The sequence below is a fragment of the Pseudomonas sp. On1 genome, from assembly GCF_033783325.1.
Map to the genome: position 1 here is coordinate 230,004 of NZ_JAWPOA010000001.1, position 25,547 is coordinate 255,550.

The window sequence follows — 25,547 nt, forward strand, 5'->3', positions numbered from 1 at the left end:
ACCTCAGTTCAGGAACGATGTGAGATCGGCAACCAATGAGGCAGGGTTGTTGACCACCCTGGGTTGTCCGTTCTTGGGAATGAGGACCAGTGCCGGCGTGCTTCGCACACCGTACTGGCTGGCAATCCGCCCACCCATGTCAGGGGTGAACCCCAACATTGGCAGTTGGCTGGATTGCTGATTAAAAACTCGCTTGGGGTCCCATGTGGCCTGATCGATTACTACGTAGAACTGGGCGTCTACTCGATCACCAAAACGGGCCCGGACTTCGTCGATCGCAGAGCGAATCTTTTCGACCGCATCCGAGTTGTCGGACACGAACGACATGATCGTCACTTCTGCAGCGGCTTCACGTAGCGGATCTATGAAACGGCCAACCTGTTGCCTCATGCGTTCTGCTTGCCGTTTAGCTCCTTCCAGATCTGCCGGGACCGGGAGGCCGCTTTTCCCGGCAATCGAGGGGAGGGTGCCTGGCGTGGCTGCAGCTAATGATTTCTGTACCTGCAGGAGCATTGCCTCACTGCCCTTATGGCCACGCTTGGCAGCTGCCTCGAAGAAGGTCTTTGCCTTCTGCAAATGATCCGGGGTATTTGTTGCCCGCATCATCATCATCCCGAGGTGGTACATCGCAGTTACGTTGCCTGCTTTGGCTTCGGGGAAAAGAAGGTCCCAGGCCTTCTGATTTTCCCCTTTGAGCATGAGTACCAGGCCTTCGCCGACGCGCTGATCCTCTGAAGGACCTTTCTCCGCTGCGTTCAGTGAGGTACTGATCAGCAGGCTACTTAGCAGCAATAGAAATACCCGCACGGGCTCTCTCCTCGTGATAGATCGGCATGAACTCTTTCATGTAAATGTCCCGGTACTTCTTGGTCTTGGAGTGGTAGTAGCCGACCGCTTGAAGATCTGATCCGTACCGCTTTTTCAGGTCGGTGAGATGGCGGGCTGCGTAGTCAAGATTGAAAGCAGGATCGAGCCACTGCTGGACAGAGGCCTTGCCCTTGCCGTGAAAGCGGTAGTTGATTTGCGCGATTCCGAGATCGGTATTGAGTAGCCAGACTTTGCGCACGCGAAGTTGCCCATCGAGAACCTCTTTCGCGTCATCCATTCGTTGAAGGAGAGCGGGGAAGCCCTGGGCCTGTCTTGTGCGCTGATAGCTATTCGCGAAACTCATTGCAGCTCGTTCAGAGGGGAAGAACCGTCGTATTGCTTTGGAGTTTTTGTCCGGGATGATCTTCACAAGCCAGGGCGCGGAAGTGAGCGCCCACAGAGCATTGACGGCCTGGTCTTTGGTTTGGAACCAAAATCCTTCTCCGTCTACGTTGAATACCCACGGCTGCTTCCTGGATTCCTTCTGCACCATCGCCCGGAACACGAGTCGATCATTTCCGTATCTGGCTGCCGTAGCGTCGATGAGGTAGTCATAGTTCTGAGCCGAGACAGTGGCCGAGGTGATCCACAGGAGTGCAATCAAAATCCATCTCATCGGACCGAATCCTCGATCGTTGTGAAATGGTTCTTGCGCAGCCACTGCAAAGCGCGTGAACGATCACGTGCGCAGGCATCAAGACGTCGAAAAGCCTCCGGGTGAGGGTCTGTAGAGGAGGTACCAAGGAATTTGTGAACCATCTCGTGATGGATGATGTACCGGATCACGAAAATCGGTGCTCCAGTGCCGGCCGATCTTGAGAGGATCGGATGAACCAGAAGCGACTCCTCGCCGCTCACCATTTCGATACTGCCCGGGGCGACGTAGATCGTGTCGTCGCAAACTCTGTTCACCGATTTGGCCACATCCGGCCAGGTTGGATCTTTCAGCAGGGTGAGCACTCGTACGTACAGCAGTGCTGCGTCTCTTGGGCCGTTAGGTGAAAACTGCTCCAGGAGTGCTTTGGCTTGTTGAAGATCTTTTTTGTGGTAGGCCTCAACACCCGCCTGCAAGTCCTTCAGCTCCTGTGGAGATAGATGATTGATCTCAGTCTTAGGCTCTGGGGACTCGCAGGCGCTGGGGATGCCCCAGCGCGGGCGAATGTTGATGGAATTTCCGAAGTAGCTGCGATTCACCTCGTCGGCCAGGCGCTCCAGATTGAGTTGCTCATCCGGTGAGACCTGACGGAGGACGTTAGATCGCGCTACAGCCATTTGGTGAACTCCAGAACTTGTGGGCCACTTGACCGTTTTTGTCTTGCAGGTCCAAGCGATCGCCCACGATTGAAACGCGGTACCCGTCAAGGAAATCGCCTTGCCCAACCATGTCCTCTGTTCCCGCGTGCACGATGAAGGCGTGTGCAACACAGGTGCTGCAGTTCCTGGCCGCCTCTGCTACTGCTTTCACACAAATCCGCGGACGAGCCTTGCTTATCGCGACTGGTGACGACTTCGCCACTGGGGTTCTTGTCGGCGCTTTGGTGATGCGTTGCTGAACAGCCGGTTTGGTTTGCTTGGCCTTTTCAGCTTTGAGTTGGGCTTCCATCTTGCTGAGCTTCTGCTCGAGGGCTGAGATCTTTTCAGCCTGAGCGGCAATGTCAGCGTTAGCCTTTGTCAAAGCCTCATTGCTTTTCGGCGCTTCCTTTACGGGAGCACTATCCGGGTTGACGCTGGGGGTTCCAGCGAAAACGGGGGGCTGCTTTTCCGCGCCAATTGAAGAGGTAATTGCGGCCCCAGATTGGCTTGCTATTGGTGCTTGAGCACCGAAAGGATTTGCCGGCGAATCCTCATGCGGCGAGAAAGGCTCCGCGGCAGGAGCAAGAGCAGGAGCAGGAGCAGGAGCAGGAGCAGGAGCAGGGCCCCCCAGGTCAGGGGATGCGGTGGTGTGGGGTGCCGCCTCGCTCAATGGCTGGTCCAGCCCACCGAATGCTGGAGGAGCCGAACTGATTTCAGTTGGTTTTTGGAATGGCTCTGGTTCAGAACTGAGACTGCTCGAAGTTTGACCGGGACCATCAATAGGCAGAGACAGATCATCCTGGGCGCCAGGTTCTGCTTGGGTGTGATCGGCGGGTTCTGTACCAAAGGCCATTCCATCCTCGCTGGAGGGAGGGGCCTCCTGCGCTGCTTCATTCTCAGAAGGCGCTTGGCTTGTGCTGGAACTCTCCAGCTGACCTTTGGCGAAGAGTACAAGTCCCACGACCAGGATCGCTGCAATCAGCTTTTGCCCCATCGTGAGTTGGGAAAGCTTGTTGGTCTTCCTGGGCTTCTGATCATCTTCTTCCGCAATGATCGGTTCCAACGGCTCCAGGTTATCGTCGGGCGCGTCGGCCTGAGGCGGCTCTTTCGCGGCCGGCGAACCAAGGTCAATGGTGGGCTCTGTGCCTTGGCTGGCGCTGTCCTGTCCTGGCTTTTTACGTGCGAGGTTGCCAACCCCCGAGCTGATCTTATTGACGAGGTCCTTCAGGGAAGGTTTTTCTTCGTTGTTGCTCATGGCTTAATTTCCCAATACCGGCAGATAGGTTGGTGCTTCTTCGGTCCAGCGACCTGGAGCGATCTGGACGCATTCCTTGTGGCCCGGGACCAGCATTCCGTTTTGCACCCGTGCAGGAATATCAACACCGCACTGAATGATCGGTGGGTCCCAGGTGAACCGATCGCGTGCACGCATCTTTCCCTTCAGATCTGTGAGAACCTGTGTGACACCTTCCTCGTAAGCGCGGCGCTCGAGTTCGGTTTTGGGGGCGTAGAGGGGCTTAATAGGCTTGGCCTGCTCCTCGATGATCGTTTCGCGCGGTTCGTACTTCGACGAACAAGCTGCGAGCGAGGCGAGTGCGGCTACCGCCGCGAGGGTTTTAAGCAGCTTGATTGACATGGTATCGAGCACCATATGGGTGAGATTTTGCGAGCTCGGAGATTGCCTTCTGGCGAGCTTTTGATTCGGAGATGGAGTGCTTCTGAACAAGCTCCTGGGTCTTGCGCTCGCGCATTTGGTAGTCGTCCGGATGGGACGAGGCGATCCAAAGCGCCATGGGGCTGGCGAAGAGCCGGAAGACACCGCTGTAGTATTCGGATTTGGTTGTCCGCATCCGGTAAAAGACTTCGCTGTACAGCGGGGGCAGAGATGCAAGCGATCGCCAAAGCTCAATCTCCTCGGCAGTAAATGCGAGGAATTCCTTCGCGATGTCGTAGTCCGACTGCGAGCAGGCCAGGAAGAAGTAATGGCTTGTGTTCTCGAGGATGCCGTCCTGTGACTCGCCATTCCCACCGGACTCAGCACGGATCAGGTTGACGAAGTCCTTCACGGTCTGAGAAATCAGCAAGCAGCCGGCACCATAGCGGCGGAGTTCTCGATAGAAGCTGGAGAGCGCCGATGCTGCAGTCGGGTCAGAAAGGGTTGCCCACGCCTCGTCGACAGCCACGATCTTCTTGCGGCTACGTTCAAGCTTGAACTTGCAGTACAAGTCGATCTGGCGGAACAGGGCCAGAGTGACTACGGGTAGGGCAGGAGACTTTGCCATCCGCTGGGTTTCGAGAACGGTAAAGTCGTTCTCCCATTGGACCTGCAGGAAGCCGTCAAAGAGAGCTGCAAAAGGCCCGGCCCCGTAGTAGAGGGTGAGCGCCTGGACGAGGGATCTGCCCGACTGTTCAGTGAACTCTGTTTTGTCGAGGTAAGGGATGAAGTCCCTGAAACGAGGTTCGTCCTTCGGCTTGGTAGCTACCCAGTCGGTATAGAACTCGTTGAGTGCCTGGTACAGAAGAGGCACTGTCACTGGAGTAATGACCGATGTTCTGGACTGCTCTGCAGCGCTGGAGGTGATCATCATCACCAGCATGCGAGCAATGAAGAACATGTCTTCCAACGTCGGCATTTCGTTGTTGCCGTCGTCGTTTTTACCGATCCAGAACGGGTTGATACAGATGGGGTTGATGGTCCGCCCGGTGATCGGCTCTTTGAACGGCTCGGTCGCAAGGCGAATGTAGTTGCCATCGAGAACCAGGCAGAGGCTCTCGTAGGAGTCACCCTTGTCGATGATCCAGACTTTCGGTCGGTACTTAACCCTCAAAGCCATCAACAGGTTGTTGAAGGTGAACGACTTACCTGTACCTGTACTGCCGCAAATCAGGCTGTGCGCTGTGTTCGTCATCTGGCCCCAGAGGTCCAGATAGATCGGCTGTCCCGCCCTGTTGTTCATCAGAATTGCAGGGTCGGAACAGCCTTGGTACTCAACAAAGAACGGACACAGATGGGACAAGCTTTCCGTGAGGTGAGGGGTGTCACGACGGAAGAGCTTCATGCTGCTCTTTCGGAAGTTCAACGGCATGCTGTTCCTGACAGCAGCGTCGCCGCGAAGTGTTTCTTTGTGTCCCACACGCCAAAGCATGTTCTCCAACTGCATGGCTTGATCATCGACCTGGGCCTCGACGAACCCCATCAGGTTGATGTGAAGCGACACGTCAAAAAACTGCTCGCGGTTGTTGGCGTTTTCCGCACTGATCTTGGATTTGACCTTCTCCAGATCATTGCGCTGTTGAGCCAGCAGATCCTTGTCGCCAATTTTCATGGCTTCTTTCCCGGATTGCATGCGCCCACGAGTCCAGAGGCGGCTCATCATCGCTATTGGGGATGGCACGCTCCAGTTGATGGTGATCAGCGATTCGCTCTCGATGCCCGACATGGCTACCTGCAGCATGCCCGGGAAGCTTGAGGTTGGTTTACCCAGTACCGAGACTGGGCGGATGAAGTAGGGGACGCCAGAATCGTGAATCGTCCAGCCTTTCTCCTCGGTTTCAACAGAGGCGAACATCGGGGCATTGTTGAGCGTTTCCCGGTACGCGACTTGGCTCGGGTTCTTCAAGCATTCCAGGATGGGCAAGTCAGGCCGGTACTTAGGCGGGTCGACCTTGAAGCAGCGAACGGGGTTGAAAAGCTGGTACTGAAGGTTGATGAGGCCTTGGCCGTTTAGCGAGCCCGGCTGGAACCCGAACGTGGCCAGAGCCTGGCCGATCTCATGACAGAGCTGGCCAAAGCGTCTTGCGTGCTTCGTGTATTCCTTATGAGCCAGCTTGTTGGCGTCGATAAGCCCCATCGAAGCCAGTGCGTTCTTCGCGGTGTTGTCGATGAACTTGCCGAAGAGGTAATCCGGACTCCAGAGCAAGACCAGATAGAAGTCCGTTACAAAAGGGTAACGACCTTGGCTTACTTCGCGCTCGATCTGCTCGGTGACATTGGCCCGAACGTCATCCTCTCCCTCTTCTGCCCAGGGGTCACCGCCCATGAGAAGAGTCCGAACATTATTTCGAAGCTTCTCATCCTCGATCTCGGCCAGAGAGTCCTCACGCATGCGCTCAAGGACCTCGGTGGAGAGCTTTGTGAAGAAACCCTCAGGCGAGCTTGCCGCAACGATCTGTCGTTCGACGATCGAGTTCGCGATTTCTAGGGCGAACTCATCTTCTCCGCCTTCAATGCCGGCACGGTAGATCCCGAGAACTTCGCGAATATCTCGATGGGTGTGACGGATGAATTGGCCGGCCGATCCTGATGGGTACTTGTTCAGTACATCACCAAGACCTTTACTGAGGGACCACAGGTCATCGTTGTTCAGGAGCGAGGCATCCATACCTCGTAGCTTCCAGATTTTTGCGAAGCGACCATCAATGGTGTGGAAATAGCTGCCATGCTTCTCGTACAGGAATGCATCGGAAAGCAACTGGATGGGCATGCCGCCCTGATACCCGCGGCGAGCCAAGCCAGCCAACTCAGTGTCGTAGAGATGCAGGTCGTCAATTTTTACCTTGGCCATCAACCCTGCCCCTTGAGTGTTGCTGTAACCACGCGCCCTTCCGGGTAAACGGTCACACGAGCGCCACTGACTCGAGTGAGGTATTCCGCAAGGTCGCGCAGCGAGTTGGGATGCGAGTTAAGCTTGATCACTTGGTCTTGGTTGACTTGCGGATCGAAGCGAGAGTCGTAGCCGGACGCTGCGGCCGAGAGTCGGACGATTTCACCAAGGGTGAGGTCCTGGTTCTTGAAGAGTTGAGCCCACGGGATTTCGTCTGCCTGAATCAGCTCGCGGCGATCGGTTGTGTTTTCCTTTTGGAAAATTTTTCGATAGAGAACGACGTCAGGTTGAAGAACAGTCAGATCTTGGCCTGATCCCAGGATCATCTTTGTGTGGTGTTCGCGAATGGCATCTTTGTACATCTGGGGAACACCCTCAGCCAAAGCCGTGGATGCCGCTGCCAGGAGACAGAAGCCGATGGTCAGTTTGCCCAATCTGCTTCCTCCACGATGATGTAATCCCAGCGGCCGCCATGCTTCACGCCGGTTTTAGCGTCGGCGTATGGCACTACCCAAACCGGCGCTACAACGTCCGGATTTCGGATCGGAAAGTACGGTTCCGACGAGCCAAGCTCTGGCCGCGCACGCAGGCCTTGGCGCAGGAGCGAGACCGTGTCTCTGCTGGCGCTGCCATGGACCGCATCGTAGATCTGGTCCATCGAAGCACTGTTTTTGAAAGGTTCCTCACTGGCACAACCGCTGAGAAGCAATGCGGTGGCCAAGGCCAAGAATGGGCGGATGTTCATGGCTGGTTCCTAGATCAGGGTGTCGTACATGCCGGGGTCAATGTCGAACGCCTCAGCAGGTTTCAAAACACGGAAGGTTTGGTCAGTTACGAAGCGCAGCTTGATGCCCGGCTCGACGATGACGGTGTCTACCGCAGCGTTTGCTTCTCGCTCGAATCGCTCCGAGATCTTCTTGAACATCCCGGCGATGCCCTCGTTGACCGCCGCCTTCGTGGCGTTCCCGGTTAACTGGCTGGTGGTTGAGCTGGTTCCGTTTTCCATCGCGCTATTCGTAGTGAACTCGGCCTGGCTCAGGGTGGAGGCATAGGCCGCTGCGGCTGCTGCAGCTGACTGGAGTGCGAGGGTGCGGCCTGAGGCCTTGTCCAGGCGGCCGTAGACGTCTTGCTCGTTGTCCCGCGTATCGACGATGTACCCGGTTGCAGGGACCGTCTGGGCACCACCGGTCTCGTCCCAGTAGGAGAGTTGCTCGATGCGAATGGTCGCGCGGCCCGTATTCGAGCTGGAATTGCGGTTACCAGAGCAGAGACCCATCAGGTGGATAGTGCCGAGATCTCGTTCGGCGCCGTTGGGACCCTTGAAAATACCGCGCACCGGAAGGACTACCGGTCGTGCGGGAATTTTCCCTTCTTCGGACGCCCCTGGCGCATTGGCGCCGATCGGGCACGCAACCCCGTGAAGCGTGGTGACTTCAACAAACGAGAAGGCTGGTACTTCATACGTTTCGCGCTGGATCTGGGTTGGCAGGGAGGCGTTGAGAGACTGGGCTGCCGGCATCGGGTCAGGGTTCGGCTGGCGGCCGTTCAGCTTTGCCAGGGTCGCGTCGGTCTCGTTGTAGGTATTCACGCCCGCGCGCTGAATGCCATTCGTCTCAGGAGCTGTCATATTGGCAAACAGTTGTTGCTCGGTCTCAGCAGTTGAGCCCGCGCCTCCTCCGCTTTTTCCGTTGAATTGCTGACCGCCCGCGTCCCCTCCATTGAGCAGGAAATAGTTCGGTCCGTAACGGTTGGAGTTCGATGGGTTTGCAGAAACTGCCGGCATTGGCGGCTCGAGTGAAAAGTCCTCGAGGTTTAGCCCTTCAGAAGAGGAGGGTGGCAATGGCATGCTGGACCCTTTGTCCAGCTTGTTGATACCACCGTAAACACCGTCTACCTGATCTTTTCGTAGCTGCGCAACTTCTTCACTGAGAGCTCGAATCTCAGTGTTCGATTTCTGCTCTGCTTTGCGTTGGTCCTCAAGCATCTTCGCCTTGAGAGCCTCGCGATCCTCCTCGCCGCGCTTGATCTTGTCCTCAAGGGTTTCGATCTTCTTGGCGAACTGAGTCAGTGCAGCATCTTTATCCTGGATGGTGATCGAGTTGACTTTGTCACTGCCAACCTCAACTGCCTTGGGTGCGTCAACCGAAGTCGCACCTGTGGTTTCGCTGTTGCCGCCCATGAAGTTCATGGCAACACCAAGCGCACCAACTGCAGCGACGATATATAGGCCGCGTTGCTTCGTTATTACGTTCTTCTTCTGATCGTTATCGGCGCTCACTTTACTTTCTCCGATACGATGAATAGCAACCCGCGATGTGACTCTCCGTAGACCTCGGTAATGTATTCGGGGGAGGGGCCTAGAATCCGAGAGGAAGGGAGCATGGAAACTTGTCTGGCAATTCCAAGGGACTCGCGTACGGCCTTGTTGCCATAGTCGATTTGATCAATGGCGACTTTTGTTGACGTGCGACCGTTGTTGATGACTTCGTAAGTAGTGCCGATGTACTTCGGACCCACAACTTGGGAGCGAAGTTTGAATTCCAGCGAGCCCTGCCGAAACACGATACGATCAGCCTCTGAAAGTCGGGAAAAGTCCTGTTCGCGATATCCCGAAGGCAGTTTCCCATCGTAGAGATAGTTCATCAGACCTTTAATTCTTCCACGGGAGTCTCGCGCCATGGCGGACCTATCAGCAATCGGCTGGCCCGAAATAGTGACTTGGCTGTCTGCGCAACCAGGCCTGGTTATTAGCTTGAGAATGTACGTTTGCTTGGACGGCGCATCGACATAAACAAGGCCCGTATACAGCGGATCTGTCGCTTGAAAGGCGAGCTTGTTTTTGATAGGGGACGGATAGAAGTCCATCCCCTGAGTTACCTCTACATAAATACCGTCGAGGTAGGGCTCGGGGAACAAAACCTCTGCACGCTGGGTGTCGTTTGAAATGTAAATGTCAACTGGCGAGTTGTTGTAAACAACAGTGCGCGGATTCCGGTTGCACTCGTCGCTCGCAAATATCGTGGTTGACATGGCTGCGCAAAGGCCGGCAGCTATCAGTCGCTTCTTCAACCCTAAATCTCCTGGATGTCGAAGTCATCAGCCACAACCGCCCACTCGTAGAACTTCGAAGGCTTGACTGGCTTGATTAGAATTTTCACATTGTACTTAGCCTTGTTGAAAACCCTATTCAAAGTGGCCCTGTGGCGTTCAGCAGTGAAGGACACCACATAACCCTGTGGGGTAACTTCGACTTGATATGGAGAAGATTTTGTGAATACCTGTGTGATCTGCTGCTCAACCGACTGGTTTGCAACGATCTTCAAACTATCTTCCTTCAGCGCGCGGAGACGTGGCGACATCATTCTCAATGCTTCTTCGGCATTGGTTCGAGCTGACAGAGGAGTGAAGTTGTAGTAGTTGTCAAGGAAGACAGCCACGAATGCAATGATGTGTCTCTGTGGAATCTGCCGCTCGCTGATAAAGATCCCCTCAGAGTTTGGGAATCCATACATGATTCGCTCGCTTTGCAATCTCCGGTTTGTTTCCTGCAGTTCCCTATTCATGCCAACCAGCACGGCGATAACGACTGCAAAAACCGCTGAGATGGCGATCAGCGTAATGATGGCTCTGCCCGCACGAAGATCACTTGCGCCGAGCAAATTGAAATACTTCAACGGTGCGCCGTATTGCTCACTCATGTCAGGGCTCGTATCGGTTGCAGTAAGACGGTGAGGGAATCAGCCCGATCTCGAGCCAGATCCGCGCAGTGAAGCGACCGAACTTCCCGACTGCCTTTTGAAGGGCAGGGAACTCGCTCGTCATTACGTAGAGGTCGCCTACGAAAGTTGAGGCCATCAGGGCTAGGAAGCCCTGAGGCTTATTTCTCGTGGAACGCTTGAAGAGCCACAGGCAGAAAAATGCAACGGCAAAGGCCCAAAGGTTTTCGCCTGTGGTTTTGCTGACGATCACCAAGGGAACGATGAAGAACAGAAGGTCCTCTTGAGTGAGGCCTCCGAAGTTCACCGGGCTCGTCGCGAAGGCATAAGTCGGTGCTTCAGTTGTGACTCTCAAGCGCATGGTTACTTGGTCCCCGAAGAACTGGAACCAGTGCCACCGGCCATGTTGAAGCCGGCCAGGTTACCGGCCTTGACCACTACGGTTTCACCGAAGAGGGAAATCAGAACCACGAGCACGAATACCCACCAGCCGCGTGCGCCTGCGAAAAGCACCGACAGCAGCAGAAGCGCCAACCCGGCCCAGAGACCGTAACTGGCAATCAGACGCCACCAGTAGAGGAAGCTGTTGTTGGAGTTCTTCGCGATCGTCTCGTCCGGCGCGAAATCGCCGTCGAACGCAGCCATGGCGATATCGGGCATGGCGACGATGAAGATGGTCACCGCCAGTGCGAGAATCCCCAACGCAAAGCGTTTGAGGTCCTCCGTTTTCAGTTGCGGCGCGAGGCCAGTCATTTGCATGGGTCAATCTCCGACTCGAGTTGGGGTGAAAAACAGGCCATCGGGGGTAACGGTCTGGTAACGGAGCCGCTTTTGCTCCGGTTGCAGAACTACGTTGATGGTCTCTTCCACGGGCCGGACCTGTGCGAGCATCCTTACGAGATCCAGCCCTGGAAGTGGGGCGCTGGCTTCGGCCTTCTTGAGTTCGTCCTGAGCCATGCGAAGGTTTTGAGCAGCGAGAGACAGGTGCTCAATGGCACGCTGATACCGGGGATCGCGCTGATCGATTACGTACGGGTCGGATTCAGCAAATGCTGGCTGGACGGCAATGGCCGCCAGATATCCGATCCCTAAAGCCCATGCGTGAAAGTTCATAAAGGGCCCTCCTTTCCCAAATAGTGGAAAGTGAGTGCCCCTTTTTTGAGGGTCGGTAGTGACAGGCCGGCTTTGGGCCGGCCCGAGGGGAGGGGAGCAGAGAGTTAAGAGGCTTTTTTCTCATCGAACAGCTGGCCAACCCAGCGCCTGGTTCGATGAAATTGTGCAAGGAGCACCTTGCCCAGGAATCCGAACAGCTGCACGGTTACCAACGACAGTACGATCTGCACGTAGGTGAAAATCATTCGGACGAAGGCGTTAATCAGCAGAGAGGTGAGGCCTCGAGTAGGCTGGAAAGCAAGCCCGAGGCAGATGATCACGGCACCGATGGCCAAGTAAGCGGGCCAACCGATTCGCTGCACATGGAACTGGGTAATATCGAGAAACCAGTCCCATACAACCCCGAAGTCCCAATCCCACTGCCGCAGTTTGTCTTGCCAATTCATGGCGTCTCCTCAATGGTCGAGTTTCGCATGCTAAATTCAGCCTTGAGTCAGCTTCTCCAGCATTGCCTTGTTCTTCTCGTGGAATCGTTGCCAGGCGTTGACGCCAGAGCGCGCTCGACGTGGCCTGCGGACCAGTCGCATGTCCTTGAAGTGGACGTTCGGGAAGCTATTCCTCACCAACGGCATGCGGACACGATAGGTTCCCGACTTCGCGACGATGATCCCGTCGCCCTGGTCGAGCGACGCAAAGTCTTCGGGTTGCAGGATGTCCTCCCGCGTCGCCTTGTATCCGGTACTTGAGCTGGCGCCTTCCGAGTCGTTTGTGTAGAGACCTGATTGCTCGGATGCGTAACTCTGCCCCGTGCTGCTGCCAGAGGACTCTTGGACGAACCTTTTGATCATCGTCCCCGCGAGCTTGACGGCGAACTCCCGCGTCTGGGCATCCCGGATGTCGCAGTACAGGTGTGTCCAGCAGTTGCCCAGTACCATCTCGACGAAGGCAGGGGAAATGTTCTGGAGGAAGCCAACGCCTTGGAAAGCAATGATGATGGGCACATTCGCCGACCGCGCCAGCTGGAACAGGTCTACCTGGCTCTCGTCCATGAAAGATGGGTACTCGTCAAAAATGGCCGGGCACATCATTAGCGGTTTGGCTTTCGAGAGCTGGATTTCGCCGACCGCTCGAGCCAGATCAGAAATGAACAATTTGCCGAATAGCTTCACACCATCTTTGTCGGCAAGCGACGACATGGACAACACCACAACCTTGTTCTGGAGGATCGCCTCTTTAAGGTCGACATCCGGGCTGTAGGTGTTGACGATGCTGGAGTATTCGGAATGGGCGAAGGCCGAAAGCTTGGACACAAGTCCTTGGAGTAACTGCTTGTACCCGCGCAGATTCCACACCTGTTTTTCTTCGTCGAACCAGAAGCGAAGGTATGAGTGCAGCCACTCGACACCATCGCTGTGGTAGATGGAGTCGGACACCCGAATGTTGCGGATAAAGCTCAGCAGCAGGTCGAAGTCGGACAGGACCGCAATGATGTCCTTGATGTGGAACACTGGCTCCCCGGGCTGCAGCTTCAGCGCCAGCACCGCGGCAGTCAGGGAGTAGCGAGCAATGTCCGTCCAGAACTCCTCTTTGGAGTTGGCTTGGAGCTTCATCGCAGTGGAAATGGTTGCGCGTACCCCACCCGAGAAGAACGGATTGTAGGTATGCGACATTTCCGGGAACTCGAAGTTGATGATCAGCAACTCATCGAGACGGCCGGCCGCTTCCATCATTCCGTAAATCGAGCCCGAGAAATCAGAGTCTGACTTCGCTTCGATAAGCAGAAGGCCAGCCCCTTTTTTTATCTGTTGTTGGATGATTGCCAGAAGCAGTTCGGTCTTGCCGGTCCCGGTTGCAGCGAGCAGCGCTACATGGCGAGTCATGATGTCGTCGGACAGCATGAATGGGATCATTGATGGATAGGTGTCGATCAACTCCCGCCGGACATCGTCAGCAGTGGCGATGCCCTTCGTACTCGTGATCGCGTCAACGCGATCCTTCCACTCTGTCCAAGGAATGGCCTTGCCCAGAAAGGTAGAGCGGCGGAAGTCGCAATCCGGAATCGGGGCTTCGATGTAACCGGCGTCCCAGATATCCGTGGTAGACGCTTCTGCTTCTTTCCGATCAAGCAGCAGGGACCAGATAGCGCAGCCTGCAGCGATGGCCACCGTCAGGGGGAGCGGCACAAATGGAATTGCTGCCCCTACCAACGGAAGGCTGATTGCGATATTTCGCTGTCGCTGAATTTCCGCATGCTCGGCGGCAAGCGCCTCAAGGCGCGCTGATTTGATCGACATCTGGATTTATCCGTTTAGGGAGAAGAGACCGGGCAACAGTCGGTTCGCGCAGGGAATATCCCGTCAGCAATCCGTCGAGTGCCCCAACCACCAGCAAGGTGGTCTTCGCACTGTTCAGGAGAGTCGAGATGAGGGTGGTGTTGATGAGGTCCTGCTGGCCTTCGCCGACCACCAAGACGACAACGTCGTAGACTCGCCCCCGGATGAGCTTCGGCGTCATGACAGCGCCCTGGAACACATCGAGGCGCTCTGCCAGGCTGAGCAAGTAATGGTTACCAGCTCGGTCTACAGCGTTCAGTCGTTCTGGATTGATTTCAGCAGCGGTGAATACGGAAAAGGGTGGATGGTTTGTGCTGGCGACGGATTGCCTAACCACGAAAGGCAATCCTTTGAACAGCCCTTTTCCATGGAACTCAACCAGGTGCTCCTCGCCAGTGAACTCCCGAGCGATCGCTGCAGACAGCGGGCCCACCATGTCCTCACCTCGAGGCCCCTTGGCGGCTGGGACTACAACCCTGATATCGAGCAGCGGGTCTACCTGTAGCTGCTGGGCGAACTCCCTAACCACAACAGGTAAGGTCTCGATGAGCAGCTCGGATGGCACCGACAGCCAAGATATCGCTTGGGTTGGGTCGAAGGTTTCGTCGTTCGCTTTGAGCGTCCCGCTCCAGATACGCCGCGATGCTTCGCGTTGCGGTGATCTGGCTGGCAACCAAAAGCTCGCCTGGAAAACTCGCGCCGTCCCGCCTTGGGTGAGCTCCGCGAACGGTTGGCCAATGGAGTGAGCTGGTAGGTCCTTCGCTGCCCCAAGCAGGAAAACCCTGCTCGAATCTGGTACGGCGCGCAGGACGTTCACCATTTCCTCTATCCCAAGCGAGTCCGCCCCGGCAAGAATCAACACATCCGCGTTGATCGGTCTTTTGCCATGCTGTGAAGGCACCCCTGTCTTTGGATCAATGCCTATCAAGGCCGAGTACGTGACGACGACACTGTCGTCATCGAGCAGTCGGCTGACTTCATCAGCCATCTCGTTGGTATATGCGGAATAGATGGCGTCTGCGCCGAAGGCTTTCAGGAAGAGTTGAAGCCCCTTGATAACCAGCATTTGGTCTGTGAGGGTTTCGCACTGGATAAGCGCAAAACGTTCTCCCAAGAGCGAGCGGAGTCCTGCTGACAACGTCTTCGCAGCCCCGTTTTCAAGGCCCAGTGGCTTCAAGAGCTTGGTGGCCATCTTTTCGGTGGGCACCAGGTCCTCGGCGTCTTTGCAGTCCAGTGCTGCCCATTTCCGCACGAGGCCGGCCAGTTTGTTTTCTGCTTCGTGCAGGCTCAGGAGTTGTAGCTGTCCGCCGCTGGCATGGACAACCTTGGCCATGGCGAGGTCTGTTACGGCCTGAGCAATGAGGGGCTTGATCTCATCTTTGGTGAGTCGAAGCATCTTCATGACCGACTCGATGAGCGGCCTACCTTCAACGTAGCTGTGCCCGAGCCAAGCCTCCCGGCGGAGCACGCCGACCACCGCGCCTTTAACTGCAGAGACTGTGTTGTTGGTCACTCCAAACCTTTTCGCGAGGTTCAGCGCGGAAGTGAAGAGAATGTCCTCGAAATGGACGTAGAGCAGATAAGGGTCTTCTTTCAAAACCTCACTGAGGTTCGCGGCATAGCCTAAGCGACGTTGCAGGGTTGCCAGCTTCGCCGGCGGAATACCCTCGACGTCGATCTGTGCGAGTGCGAGTTGCTCACTTCGTTGATCAGCCCAAACCTGGCCTAAGACCTGGGCTTCTTGCGGGGGGATTCCAGCTTCCACGAGTCTATCTGGGGATTGGTCCAGAATTGGAATCAGGCTTTCGCCGAAGTGCTGGACAGCCTTGCTCGTAACGCTGCGAGGGACGCCAGTGAGGACGCTGAGATATCCAACCAGTGACTCAACCTTCGCTGGTGGCATCGAGGTGAACTGGCTGACATCGAAATCAGCGCCGTCGATATCCGGTACGCGCTTGCCGTACAGGATGTAGTCCTCATAGAGGATTGCGTTGCCGAAATTGCCGGTACCGGTGAAGGAAGTGTTGTCTTCCCGCCGGAAGGTACAAACCGACCAAGGACCGGCGGGATCACGGAAAACAATATCGACTAGGGTGCCGCGTTCGCGGGTGAGGGCTTCAGCCCCGTCAGGAATTAGATCAGTCATGCTCATCCGCTTGGGTGCGCGCGGCCGCTATTCACGTTCCGTACGCTCTTGTGGACGCCGTTGTAGCTACGGGCAATCTGGTTGGCGAGTTCGGCTCTCACGGCCGCAGCATCGTTCACCAAGGCCGGATACAGGCGGGTCAGCCCAACGAAAATGTCGAAGTCCTCAAGCAGATCAACAGCCACCAGGACCTGGTCTGCGACGATCAGCGACTTATCGTATGCAGCAACCGGCTCCATGCCGTTGAACAGCCCTGTCGGGTCGACAAACAGGAATGGGCGGAGCTGGCGTAGTACCAGACTGCGCGCATGCTCAATTTTGGGTAGAACTTGACCTTCAGCCAGGCGGATCTCCTGGCTGCTCTTGCCGCCAAAGAGCATGCCGGATGCCTTGGCGAGGAAATGGGGGAGCGAAGTGTTTATGGTGGCCGGCCAAGTGCTGCCGTCGACCAGGAATGCCTTCGCTTCAGGAGTGTGGATGTATTTCATGTCTTGAAATCCTTGTTCAATCCAATAATGGAAAGGGAGTGCCCCTTTTTTGGGGGATATCAAAAAAAACCCCGCCGAAGGGCGGGGTTGTCTTGCGATGGAGCGATCAGTTGATCGCGTCCTTGAGCGCCTTGCCCGGCTTGAAGCCAGGAATCTTCGCAGCAGCAATCTGGACAGGATTCCCGGTTTGAGGATTGCGACCCTCGCGCGCAGCGCGCTCCTTTACCAAAAATGAGCCAAAGCCCACCAGCGTCACAGTGTCACCGGCCTTCAGCGCGGAAGTCACGGACTCGATCACCGCATCCAGTGCTTTCCCAGCGACAGCCTTGGTGATGTCCGCGGACTCGGCGATTTGGTTGATAAGTTCTTGTTTATTCACGCATTTCTCCATGTAAATCAGGGGGTGAAGTAAGCAGTATAACGGCGGCCTGGTGGCCTCCAAGTGAAACTGGTCTTCTGCAGCGATTGGATTCCATGGACGCGCCGCACAAAAAGAAAACGGCTCGGCAATGCCGAGCCTAAGGGGAAATCAGATCAAGCTTGCGCCCAGCGCGCCGGCCAAGAAGCCTGCTCCTATAAGGGGGAGCATTCCGGCAAGGGCCTTAGAGCCGGCTCTGTGGCACAGGAAACCGCCCACACTGGTGATTGGTACGATCAGGTAGGCAGCGATCATCTGCACTGACAGCATGCGTGTGCCCAAGGTGGCATCGCTCGTGGGGTGACTCCCGAGCATCGATGCCAACGCCAGCGCTCCGATGGCCAGGCAAAGCAAGGTAGCTAGGAAGGCTCGTTCGGTATAGCGGAATGGGCCGACTTCGATTTCTGCAGCGCTTTTGACGGTGGTTTGCATAGCGCGTTCCTCTTGACTCTCACGACAAGGGTAGCAGCCTCTTTCAGCGCTAAACAGCGGAAATCAACTCCTGAATTTGCCCCTCTGCCGCTGTTAGCAAACAGAGCACCTCATCGGAGCAACCATGCGCGCTCAGAGCTTCCATCGCTCTGGAGAAAGCTCTGGCATGCGCGGCACAGAGATCCACTTTGTCGAATGCCTCCTGGATAGCCGTGTCAGTAGCCACTGGCGCCATTGCTACCAGGCCGTTCTCATAGATACGGCTTTCCCAATGGCTCGGCTCGATGCCGGTTGAGCGAAAGTAAATGAAACCGAGCTGATCGCCCAGGGAATAGGCTGCCGCCCCGTAGTGCTCATCGAATGTGGAACGGCCAGTGCCCAACGCTTTGAATTCCATGAATGTCCTCCTGCTGGTGTGGACGGTGACCATAACGGTGCAGTCCTGTGGTTCAAGACTGCGTAGCCGGGGATTTAGCGGAGGCATTTGAGTTGAAGAGGGGAGAGGCCTCGTTAAGCTCGGGCCATCCACCTCTTCACAAGGAATCGCCTATGTCCAGCTTACTCACTCAGCAGCAACTGCTTTCCGCGCCGGAGTCGGATTACATGTCCGACCAGCAACTGGCTTTCTTCAAGGAACTTCTTCTCAATCGAAAACTGCACCTACAGGGCCTGCTCGCTCAACGAGCAGAGGCGTTCCGCGATGACTCCGAGGCGCGTCTCCCGGATGCGGCGGATACTGCCTCCGCGGAAGAGCAGCGCGCGATGGAAATGCGGATGCTGAAGCGGGACCAGGCAGAGTTGCTGGACGTGGAGGCTGCACTGAAAAGGATCGAAGAAGGAGAATATGGCTACTGCGCTGAGTTTGGGCAGCCGATTGGGCTCAAGCGCCTTTTGGTCGCGCCGACTGCAAGCCTTTGCATCGATGCTCAAGAGATTCAGGAACGTCGTGCGCAGCGCCAGCGTGTAGCATGACCTCCAGCGAGGGGGCATGCCCCCTCGACTCTCCTTTCGATCTTCCTACTTCCCCACTCCTCAGGTTCTATGATCAGTCAAAATGCAGGCTGAACATCTCTTACCTAGGAGCTGCATCATGGAAGTCGGTCCCCGCATGTACTTTCTCGTTTCAGGGTTGCTTTACCCGGCAGCGCTGGGAGCCGCTCTTGTCTGGACGGTTAGTGCCTTGCATGCCAGGGTATTTCTCGAGAGCGCGTCCCCAAACGGCTGGTCTCTGTGTATGGCTGCCTGGTTCATTGGCTACCACTGCCTGCAATTCAGCAGGCTGATGGTCAGGCACTATGATCTTGGGAAGGGCTACACCAGGCGCGCCTTCGTCTCTGACCTGGTGGACTGCTTGACGCTGCTACTGGGTTTCGCTGGTCTTCGCTTCTTAAACGAGCCGATCCCTTCGGAGCAGGTCTGGGTTGTCTATTTGGCACTGCTTGGAGTTCCCCTCTCTGCTGTTATTGCCCATCCACTTCGCATGATGAAGGGGCCCAGGGGGCTATTGGTCCTTGGCATGCTATTGGTATGCCTTCTTGGAGTCGACTACTTCAAACTTGGTTTCCTCTTGCCATTGTTCAAGCCAGAGGTAACCCACTGGGTATTGCTGGTCGCGATGTTTTCCATGCTTTGGGCCTTCTACCACCGCGTATACCGCTTCGAACCTTGACAGCAGGGGTGCCGACCATGCGAGGGCTATCGATCGTACTGGGATTGAGTTTGCTGGTCGGCTGTACTCATGAGCCGCTTTCAGAAGGGTTACCGGTTCAGAATCACCATTGGGGCGATGAGCCGAAGATTCAGTTTCTTGGCGTAGGTGGCTGGCTCATACATTGGCGTGGGGAGGGGCTATTGCTGGCGCCTTCGTACACCAACCCGGCCAGCCTCGGCATTCCTGGGATACCCCCGGCCCGAGTGGTAGCCGACAACGAGAAGGTCGACAGACACATGCCGCCTGCAGCAGACGTGACGATGCTTCTGGTGGGTCATGCGCACTACGATCATCTTCTCGATGTGCCGCGGGTCGTAGATAAGCACTCTCCGAAAGCGGTCGTATACGGGTCTGAAACGGTTAAGCACATTCTTCATGCAGCAAAGAACAGCTCAGGACAGCGAATCTTTGGCGCTGGCGCGGTGGTGGTGCCAAGTCAGCAGCAGATAACCGACCATCGTGATCCCTCCCGATCTGGTACATGGTTTTACTCCGACGGGAAGGTCATCACTGATGGGGACGTAAACGGAGCAAATTCCGTGGGTTCGATCCGTGTGATGCCTATTAGAAGCATGCATGCCGGGCACCTCTTCGGCCATAACTTCATCCCAGGTGAGTACGACTGGGAACTCGACGATTTGCCGACTGGTCTGCTGGACTGGAGACTTGGTGAAGTAACTCTGGCCTGGATGATTGACCTCCTCGGGGAGGATGGTCGGCCGGTTTACCGCATTCACTATCAAGACAGCGCCGCTGAACCTCCATGGGGCTTTCCACCCATAATCTCTGACTCAAAGCGCGTCGACGTCGAGATCCTTTGCGGGGGAGGGTGGAATCAAGTCAGTTACTACCCCACAGGGCTCCTCAGGGTGACCAAACCGCGTCTTGTGCTGTTGGGGCACTGGGAAAACTTCTTTGGCAACGACCTTGGTGAACCTGCTCGAACCATTCCGTTGCTCGGCTACAAAGGGCTCCTCGAACAGCTGAAACCCTACAATGTGGTGGTGCCTGAGCCCTTCTCTGACATCCTGCTCCCCCCGCCAATGGAGTGATTCTGCCCCAGCGGAGGCCTTCAGTTTCATGCGGACTCCTGCAGAGCAGACAGCAAGGGACAAAGCCCCATCGTAGGCCGTGTAAGCAAGGGCACTTTGCACGAAATGTGGGATTTCGCCCTGGTGCCGGCCCTATTTTCCGCCTTCCGCAAGGCGTTGCATCAATGCGCGTGCTTCGCTGTACCCATAAGCCCGCAGGAACCCGTCATAAGTATCAGGAAATGACATGACGCGCCCGGCGTAATACTCCAAGGGCACAGCAATGTCGGCTTCGTGCAGGTAGTCCTGATTAAGGAAGTGCTCGAGCACCAGCATGTGATCGAAGAAGGCCTCAAAGCAGTCACGAATGAACTCCTGCTGCTTGCTGAACCCCATCCCCTTCTCATGCACGACAAGGGCTGGTTTGAGGTCCCTCCAGTGAACGACGTAGGTCTGGCCTTCATGGGTGAAGGTCCGGCCTGACCAGTCCATCATTCGCATCGCAGAGCGGGCGAGTGGATCTGTGAAAATCTCCTTCATCATGTCCCGTGCAGCGGCAAGCTGCTTCTGACGGTGTTCCTTTCGCTTCTCTTGGATCGCATTTCGGGCTGACCTCAAGCCGCTCCAGATACCCCAAATCGCCAGGGCCATGGTGATCAAGGTGCTGATGACTGATACCCAGTCCTTGAGTGTGGTTGGTGAGAATGGGTCGCCCTGGGTAGGGTTCTCTGCCGCCATTGAAGCGGTAGTCATCAGCATCCAAGCCGTAGAGATCAACCAGGCAGCGCTGTGCCTCTTCCTTGTGGCTGTCATCTGGAGGTCCTCTGAGGGATGGTTAACCTCAAAGTAGCTTGATCCGTTTCTACCCGCACGTGACCACTCGGGGAATTCGCCTTTGAATTTGCCCGGCGGTCGTTAGACTGCCTGTTCCCCAAACAGCCGCGACACGAGAGGTAGCTTTTGACCGGCAAGCTTTCCAGTGATCAGTTGCAGCGGATCTACAAACTGCTGACGGAGAAGCGCCCCCGGCTTGATGATCGGATGGGATTAACTCCGGCTGAGCGTGCACTGTTGGAGTGTGGCGGCATTTCGAGATCCGACTTTGATGATTTGATTATCGCGACTGAGTACCGCGGGTTTGCCGCGGCCGGCCGATACGCAGAGGCACTGGCTGCCTACTTCAGAATCCCTAAAGTCAGCTTGTGCCGGAAGCCCAGGCGCCTCGACGACGATGTGTTGTGGTTGGATGGCTATGCCGTTGCCGATGCCGTTGCTCTGCTGATCTTCATGGAACGCCTGGGCTTCGCTGTCTCACCTGGTCAGCTGGTGCAGGCGATAAAGGGCAACCTGGCAGGCAAGCCCATGCTGACGGAATCGGAGTACCTCATTCTCACCTATGAGGTTTCCCGCGGCTGTACTACGACAGTCCTCCGATCAGATGTGGAGCGCCAGCCGGCATTTCCAACGACCAAGCGCCACCGGGATGAGTTAGGAAACCGCTTCACATTGGTGCTCCAAGGGGAGGATGTGTTGTCGCTGGAAGTAGCCGGGCCCCGATATCGTGACGTCAACTCGGCACTTAAAACCTGCGCCTACTGCGGTACGACCTACCTGCCCAGCAGTCGTAATGAGCGTGAAGCACATCGTCAGGTTCATAGAGAAACACAGCGGTTACTGGACCCGGGCCCGAACAAGCGGTTCGCGGCCAGACTAAAGTGTGTCGCTGGCGCCGATCAGGTAGACGCATCTGTGCCCATGTGGATGCATCAGGAGGTATTGAAGCGCGCCCAGCGTTTCCGCGCGGATTTTGGCTACGACTTTGTCCAGTGGCCTGGAACGATGTCGACTAAAGCAACGGTTGACTGGCACGGCTACCTGATTCCAGCTGGTGCTGACGGCACGATTGCAGGCGCTTGTGCATTCCTTTACGAGACTGAAACGAACCCATCAGGCAGCCCCTGGACTTTATCCTGGATCTGGCTGGCGCCTAAATACAGGCGCGGCGGGCTGTTGCGAGAACGGTGGGGGAGATTCCTTGAGGCCTATGGAGACTTCAGGATCGAGAGTCCGCTGTCTCCTGAAATGGAGGCCTTTGTACGAATTCACGGCACGGACTGGCAGAAGAGCTGCTTGTCGAATCATGGCGAGTGAGCAGAGTGCTCACCGCCTCTAGGAGTTTTTGTGATCAAGACCAATACATCTGCCCCCCAGCTGGACAAGCCGATGATCTTCCCTGCGGAGGACTATGCTCGTGCGTGGGTCGGGTGCCTGGCCGGATTCCTTCCAGGCCTGAAAGATCGAAGTCGTGAAGTGTTCCTGAGGCTTTCAGGGTGGCATCACTGGAATGCAATGGTCGAGGCCTGCAACCCGGATCAGAACTGCGTGTTCATGAATGAGGATTTGAGTCCGGAACTTCGGCTTGCGACTCTTGCAGAACATCGCTCAATACTGATCCATGAATTCGGTGTGAAGCCGGCCACCGCCAATTTTTTCCTATGGGCAAACCCCCTGGGCTCTTTTGAACTCGTGCCGCTTCGCGCGGCCGTCAAAGAGTCCCTTTATCAGCTGGGTGAGTCGCCTTCCTCGAGGTTGGACAAAATCCTCATCGCTCTGGATCATGAAAATCGAGCGCTTGTTCCTGGTACTGAAGAAAACCACCGCCGCGGCTGCCACTTCACCAATGAGCGGGTGTACATGGCGATGTTCCAGCATCTCGGCTGGACCATGGAGCTCAGCGACGGACGTGACTACGACGTACCGTTTGGACTACCTGTCGCACGGTTGGGCTATCTCAGCGATTCCGAACTCGGCTCTGTCCCTGTATTCATGACTGGCTTGGCCCCTAACCCTGAGTTGAACCCTGATCAGACCTGCTGTGCGATTTATGAATGGATCACGTCGCCTCAGGGAGCGAAGGCACAAACGGCAGTGGTCTTTTTCAGGGAACCACAGCTTCGAGTGCTCGATGAAGTCGAAACCTCCATCTTCGGCAGCTTCCTTGAAGGGCAGAGCGCATGGCATCTCACCTTGTCGTCTAACTCAACGTCGTTGGGGAGTGTGGTGGTCGACATTGTCTCGGGCCAGGCTCTTCCTGTGCCCGAGCAGCGTGATAATGGCTTCGAGCTGGCCATGCGATTTGCCCGTGCAATGGAGCGCTACTGCGATTTTCCTGAATTGCACCATCCCAACATTGACCGGCCGGTGGTCCTCGCCGGCGGCAGCGGGTGGGGAGTTGTGAAGCTGCCCCAGGCCTGAGGCTCTGCAGAACGAGTGTCTCCCATCAAGTCAGAATGGGAGGCATGCACCATAAACGTCACAAGATAGCTGGTGCTAAGGGGAAGCTCTGCTCGACCTGCAACCATTCGCCTTTCGGCTGGAATGCCTCGAAGATGGTGCAGAGGGTGTCCATTGGCGGTTTAATGAACCCCGGCCATTCCCGGTGGGGATCGAAGACTACGACTTCGAACTCGGGGTGTCGAAACGCCACCGCCCAGTGCCATCGTTCCCTTTCTCCGGGACGTATGTCGCGCAATTTGACTATCGCCAGGCCGTGAAGATCGGCCCATCCCCGCCACCGGCGAGTCAATGTCAGAAGTCCTACCGTGGCCACCGCCATCCTCATCTCGCCCGAGCTAGTAGAGAAGGGCGGTCGGCCATGTCTCTTTTGGCCAAGCCCCTGGCTTACGAAATGCTCCCGAGCTCGTTGATATGTCCAGCCGGTAACCATCGCTAAACACGCTACCCCGCAACCATAACGGTCGGTTTGCACGATCTTCTGTACACCGCATCGGGCTTGCCAGTCGGCTTCAGTCGCTGCCGGCGGATGATGTATGTCGAGGTGATCCATGGCTTCAGTCCTCATCCAGTTCAGGACTGATCGTACTGTGAAAGGGCGCTGGCCCAGGCTGGTTTCGCGGTCCGCTTTCCAGCCTCTCCTTCACCAAGGTGGGAAGGACTATCAATAGGTTACGTTGCGAACCCTACCTGGGGCGCTGGGGGCCGCAGCCATGAAGATCTACCTTGCCTCTAGCTCGCTGTAGAAGGTCTCGGACCTGGTCTTCCGACGCTGAGCGGTCATCGTCTAGCCACCAGCCAGCTTCATCCCTTGATCCAAACATCCCCGGCCGACCAGGTCACAGGCCCACAGTAATCAGAAAGCCTGCATCACTCGAAGTCTGCATGCAGTTCGGAAAGTGGATCATCCATAGGCGCTTCGCTGGAAATGCACTGGAGTTGGGTTAGTATCGCTGTGGAGCGCTGGCCAGCGCTCGCACGCCCACCTTGGGCGAAGGCCGGATTAGGCCATGGCTTCAAGACTTCACTTCATCCAAGCATTGCCCCTCGGCAATGTGTCTAGTGGGCGTGACACAAGATTGCCGCCAAGGAGCATGCTTTGACCATTACCAATCGTTTCCCTTCCGGGGCATCCATCGACCAAGTGAAGAAGGATGCTAAAAAGCTGGCCAAGTCAGAGGGGCTCAGTCTCCATGAGGCTCTGGACCAAGCTGCCGCCGCGCATGGTGCTCAGGTCCCCTGGCATCGCATCCAGGAGTTCCTCGCCGGCGATGATGACGAGACTTTGCTGGCCAGGTTTGCTCTCCAGCTGTACGCCGGCGGCGTCTTCACTGTTTCTCTCACAGAGACACGCCCCATGATTTCAGTCACGGGGCGAACTGGAGCAGGAAAGTCGACCACAGCATTGCTGATTGCTGAGCGGTACCTGGCTTCCTGCCGCGGCCGGGTTCACCTGGTGAGCCCTCTTCACGTTCAACAGACATCAACTGTCGAAGAGGTCTCGGAGGGGTGCTGGATGGATGTCTGGGATCGGATTTCGTTGAAGTATCCTGGACGTTGCGTCCGCGTCGTTTGCCCTGAGCGTACGGCGGAAATGTATATGGTAGGGCCTCTTGATTTGACTCATTCGCAACCTGAAAGGGGAGACCTAGTCGTGCTCGATGAGCGCTACCACTCCGCTAAAGGGCAAAGTCTGATCGACGTGGCAGAGATTGCCCGCATGTGGCGGGTTGGCCTGATCCTATGCAAACAACCGAGGCCATGGGAACACGAAACCATTCCCGATGAATCAGTCGGCGATCCATTCTCCCTGCACATCATATGCAGCCGCGATCTGATTTTGGATAAGTGTCGACTCCAGCTGGAAGAAATGGTGAATGGACGTCGGGGCGAATGCCTGATCGTGCCAGGCGCTCCCTACGGATCTTCGAAACGGAAGTTCAGGTTCCAACGAAGTGCGCTGGGAGCCCTCAAGAGCCATTTCGCTCGGGAGTGAGGGCGTAAATACGCAAACCCGACATCCACCCTCGTTTGGTTGTCGGGTTTGATCTGCTGGCCGAAGGCGACGACTACAACGTCCGAAAGCGTGTCGCGGTTGACC

29 protein-coding genes are annotated in these 25,547 nt (G+C 56.3%); 6 read left to right on the top strand and 23 right to left on the bottom strand.

Features of this window, described 5'->3' with window-relative positions:
* Positions 1 to 3 precede the first annotated feature (3 nt).
* From R5C80_RS01495 to R5C80_RS01595, 21 genes are all read right to left on the bottom strand, one after another.
* Complete coding sequence (locus tag R5C80_RS01495; protein WP_319049535.1) at positions 4 to 807, bottom strand: sel1 repeat family protein; 804 nt, start codon at positions 805 to 807, stop codon at positions 4 to 6.
* Positions 779 to 1,483, bottom strand: a complete 705-nt coding sequence (locus R5C80_RS01500) for a transglycosylase SLT domain-containing protein (RefSeq protein ID WP_209418796.1) — start codon at positions 1,481 to 1,483, stop codon at positions 779 to 781. The genes R5C80_RS01495 and R5C80_RS01500 overlap by 29 nt, the downstream gene beginning before the upstream one ends.
* The gene (locus R5C80_RS01505; RefSeq protein ID WP_209418795.1) at positions 1,480 to 2,139 is read right to left on the bottom strand and encodes a hypothetical protein; all 660 of its coding nucleotides are present in this window, start codon (positions 2,137 to 2,139) and stop codon (positions 1,480 to 1,482) included. Before R5C80_RS01505 ends, R5C80_RS01500 begins: the two co-directional genes overlap by 4 nt.
* On the bottom strand, positions 2,120 to 3,415 hold the full coding sequence (locus R5C80_RS01510; RefSeq protein WP_319049536.1) for a hypothetical protein: 1,296 nt from the start codon (positions 3,413 to 3,415) through the stop codon (positions 2,120 to 2,122). The genes R5C80_RS01505 and R5C80_RS01510 overlap by 20 nt, the downstream gene beginning before the upstream one ends.
* A gap of 3 nt (positions 3,416 to 3,418) precedes the next feature.
* Positions 3,419 to 3,796: a hypothetical protein gene (locus R5C80_RS01515; RefSeq protein WP_019438451.1), complete on the bottom strand. Its 378-nt coding sequence runs from the start codon at positions 3,794 to 3,796 to the stop codon at positions 3,419 to 3,421.
* Positions 3,777 to 6,725 (bottom strand): VirB4 family type IV secretion system protein, encoded by a 2,949-nt coding sequence (locus R5C80_RS01520; RefSeq protein WP_319049537.1) that lies wholly within the window; start codon positions 6,723 to 6,725, stop codon positions 3,777 to 3,779. The genes R5C80_RS01515 and R5C80_RS01520 overlap by 20 nt, the downstream gene beginning before the upstream one ends.
* Positions 6,725 to 7,090, bottom strand: a complete 366-nt coding sequence (locus R5C80_RS01525; protein ID WP_319049538.1) for a hypothetical protein — start codon at positions 7,088 to 7,090, stop codon at positions 6,725 to 6,727. Before R5C80_RS01525 ends, R5C80_RS01520 begins: the two co-directional genes overlap by 1 nt.
* 95 nt (positions 7,091 to 7,185) lie before the next feature.
* Positions 7,186 to 7,509 carry a TraV family lipoprotein gene (locus tag R5C80_RS01530; RefSeq protein ID WP_019486152.1) on the bottom strand — a complete coding sequence of 108 codons (324 nt, stop codon included), beginning with the start codon at positions 7,507 to 7,509 and terminating at the stop codon, positions 7,186 to 7,188.
* A gap of 9 nt (positions 7,510 to 7,518) precedes the next feature.
* Entirely contained in the window at positions 7,519 to 9,042 is a 1,524-nt protein-coding gene (locus R5C80_RS01535) for a conjugal transfer protein TraB (RefSeq protein WP_319049539.1), read from the bottom strand.
* Entirely contained in the window at positions 9,039 to 9,794 is a 756-nt protein-coding gene (locus R5C80_RS01540) for a hypothetical protein (RefSeq protein WP_319049540.1), read from the bottom strand. The genes R5C80_RS01535 and R5C80_RS01540 overlap by 4 nt, the downstream gene beginning before the upstream one ends.
* A 41-nt stretch (positions 9,795 to 9,835) precedes the next feature.
* Positions 9,836 to 10,462 carry a hypothetical protein gene (locus tag R5C80_RS01545; RefSeq protein ID WP_010792904.1) on the bottom strand — a complete coding sequence of 209 codons (627 nt, stop codon included), beginning with the start codon at positions 10,460 to 10,462 and terminating at the stop codon, positions 9,836 to 9,838.
* A 1-nt stretch (position 10,463) separates the two neighbouring features.
* Positions 10,464 to 10,841: a hypothetical protein gene (locus R5C80_RS01550; RefSeq protein ID WP_010792905.1), complete on the bottom strand. Its 378-nt coding sequence runs from the start codon at positions 10,839 to 10,841 to the stop codon at positions 10,464 to 10,466.
* Between the two features lie 2 nt (positions 10,842 to 10,843).
* Positions 10,844 to 11,239, bottom strand: a complete 396-nt coding sequence (locus tag R5C80_RS01555) for a hypothetical protein (protein WP_010792906.1) — start codon at positions 11,237 to 11,239, stop codon at positions 10,844 to 10,846.
* 3 nt (positions 11,240 to 11,242) lie between these two features.
* Entirely contained in the window at positions 11,243 to 11,593 is a 351-nt protein-coding gene (locus R5C80_RS01560; protein WP_010792907.1) for a hypothetical protein, read from the bottom strand.
* Between the two features lie 104 nt (positions 11,594 to 11,697).
* Positions 11,698 to 12,039, bottom strand: coding sequence for a hypothetical protein (locus R5C80_RS01565; RefSeq protein WP_209418784.1), 342 nt, complete (start codon positions 12,037 to 12,039; stop codon positions 11,698 to 11,700).
* Between the two features lie 36 nt (positions 12,040 to 12,075).
* A complete protein-coding gene (locus R5C80_RS01570; protein WP_319049541.1) occupies positions 12,076 to 13,887 on the bottom strand; it encodes a type IV secretory system conjugative DNA transfer family protein in 1,812 nt (603 codons plus the stop codon).
* A complete protein-coding gene (locus R5C80_RS01575; protein WP_319049542.1) occupies positions 13,862 to 16,072 on the bottom strand; it encodes a helix-hairpin-helix domain-containing protein in 2,211 nt (736 codons plus the stop codon). The genes R5C80_RS01570 and R5C80_RS01575 overlap by 26 nt, the downstream gene beginning before the upstream one ends.
* A 2-nt stretch (positions 16,073 to 16,074) precedes the next feature.
* A complete protein-coding gene (locus tag R5C80_RS01580; RefSeq protein ID WP_010792911.1) occupies positions 16,075 to 16,560 on the bottom strand; it encodes a hypothetical protein in 486 nt (161 codons plus the stop codon).
* 106 nt (positions 16,561 to 16,666) lie between these two features.
* Entirely contained in the window at positions 16,667 to 16,957 is a 291-nt protein-coding gene (locus R5C80_RS01585; RefSeq protein ID WP_255251287.1) for an HU family DNA-binding protein, read from the bottom strand.
* Positions 16,958 to 17,089: 132 nt separating this feature from the next.
* On the bottom strand, positions 17,090 to 17,410 hold the full coding sequence (locus tag R5C80_RS01590; RefSeq protein WP_010792913.1) for a hypothetical protein: 321 nt from the start codon (positions 17,408 to 17,410) through the stop codon (positions 17,090 to 17,092).
* Between the two features lie 49 nt (positions 17,411 to 17,459).
* A complete protein-coding gene (locus tag R5C80_RS01595; protein WP_010792914.1) occupies positions 17,460 to 17,807 on the bottom strand; it encodes a hypothetical protein in 348 nt (115 codons plus the stop codon).
* Positions 17,808 to 17,959: 152 nt separating this feature from the next.
* Between R5C80_RS01595 and R5C80_RS01600 the strand changes: the two genes are divergently transcribed.
* From R5C80_RS01600 to R5C80_RS01610, 3 genes are all read left to right on the top strand, one after another.
* A complete protein-coding gene (locus R5C80_RS01600) occupies positions 17,960 to 18,382 on the top strand; it encodes a TraR/DksA family transcriptional regulator (protein WP_319049543.1) in 423 nt (140 codons plus the stop codon).
* Between the two features lie 118 nt (positions 18,383 to 18,500).
* Positions 18,501 to 19,079 carry a hypothetical protein gene (locus R5C80_RS01605; RefSeq protein WP_209418777.1) on the top strand — a complete coding sequence of 193 codons (579 nt, stop codon included), beginning with the start codon at positions 18,501 to 18,503 and terminating at the stop codon, positions 19,077 to 19,079.
* Between the two features lie 17 nt (positions 19,080 to 19,096).
* On the top strand, positions 19,097 to 20,173 hold the full coding sequence (locus R5C80_RS01610) for a hypothetical protein (protein ID WP_319049544.1): 1,077 nt from the start codon (positions 19,097 to 19,099) through the stop codon (positions 20,171 to 20,173).
* A 132-nt stretch (positions 20,174 to 20,305) separates the two neighbouring features.
* Here the strand turns inward: R5C80_RS01610 and R5C80_RS01615 are convergent, their stop codons facing one another.
* Positions 20,306 to 20,911: a hypothetical protein gene (locus R5C80_RS01615; RefSeq protein WP_319049545.1), complete on the bottom strand. Its 606-nt coding sequence runs from the start codon at positions 20,909 to 20,911 to the stop codon at positions 20,306 to 20,308.
* A 201-nt stretch (positions 20,912 to 21,112) separates the two neighbouring features.
* Between R5C80_RS01615 and R5C80_RS01620 the strand changes: the two genes are divergently transcribed.
* Positions 21,113 to 22,303 carry a hypothetical protein gene (locus R5C80_RS01620; RefSeq protein WP_319049546.1) on the top strand — a complete coding sequence of 397 codons (1,191 nt, stop codon included), beginning with the start codon at positions 21,113 to 21,115 and terminating at the stop codon, positions 22,301 to 22,303.
* 30 nt (positions 22,304 to 22,333) lie between these two features.
* The gene (locus tag R5C80_RS01625) at positions 22,334 to 23,407 is read left to right on the top strand and encodes a hypothetical protein (RefSeq protein WP_319049547.1); all 1,074 of its coding nucleotides are present in this window, start codon (positions 22,334 to 22,336) and stop codon (positions 23,405 to 23,407) included.
* 58 nt (positions 23,408 to 23,465) lie between these two features.
* Here the strand turns inward: R5C80_RS01625 and R5C80_RS01630 are convergent, their stop codons facing one another.
* A complete protein-coding gene (locus tag R5C80_RS01630; RefSeq protein ID WP_209418774.1) occupies positions 23,466 to 23,999 on the bottom strand; it encodes a hypothetical protein in 534 nt (177 codons plus the stop codon).
* A 546-nt stretch (positions 24,000 to 24,545) separates the two neighbouring features.
* On the opposite strand from R5C80_RS01630, the gene R5C80_RS01635 reads away from it, so the two are divergent.
* Positions 24,546 to 25,442 carry a hypothetical protein gene (locus tag R5C80_RS01635; RefSeq protein WP_209418773.1) on the top strand — a complete coding sequence of 299 codons (897 nt, stop codon included), beginning with the start codon at positions 24,546 to 24,548 and terminating at the stop codon, positions 25,440 to 25,442.
* Positions 25,443 to 25,547: the final 105 nt, after the last annotated feature.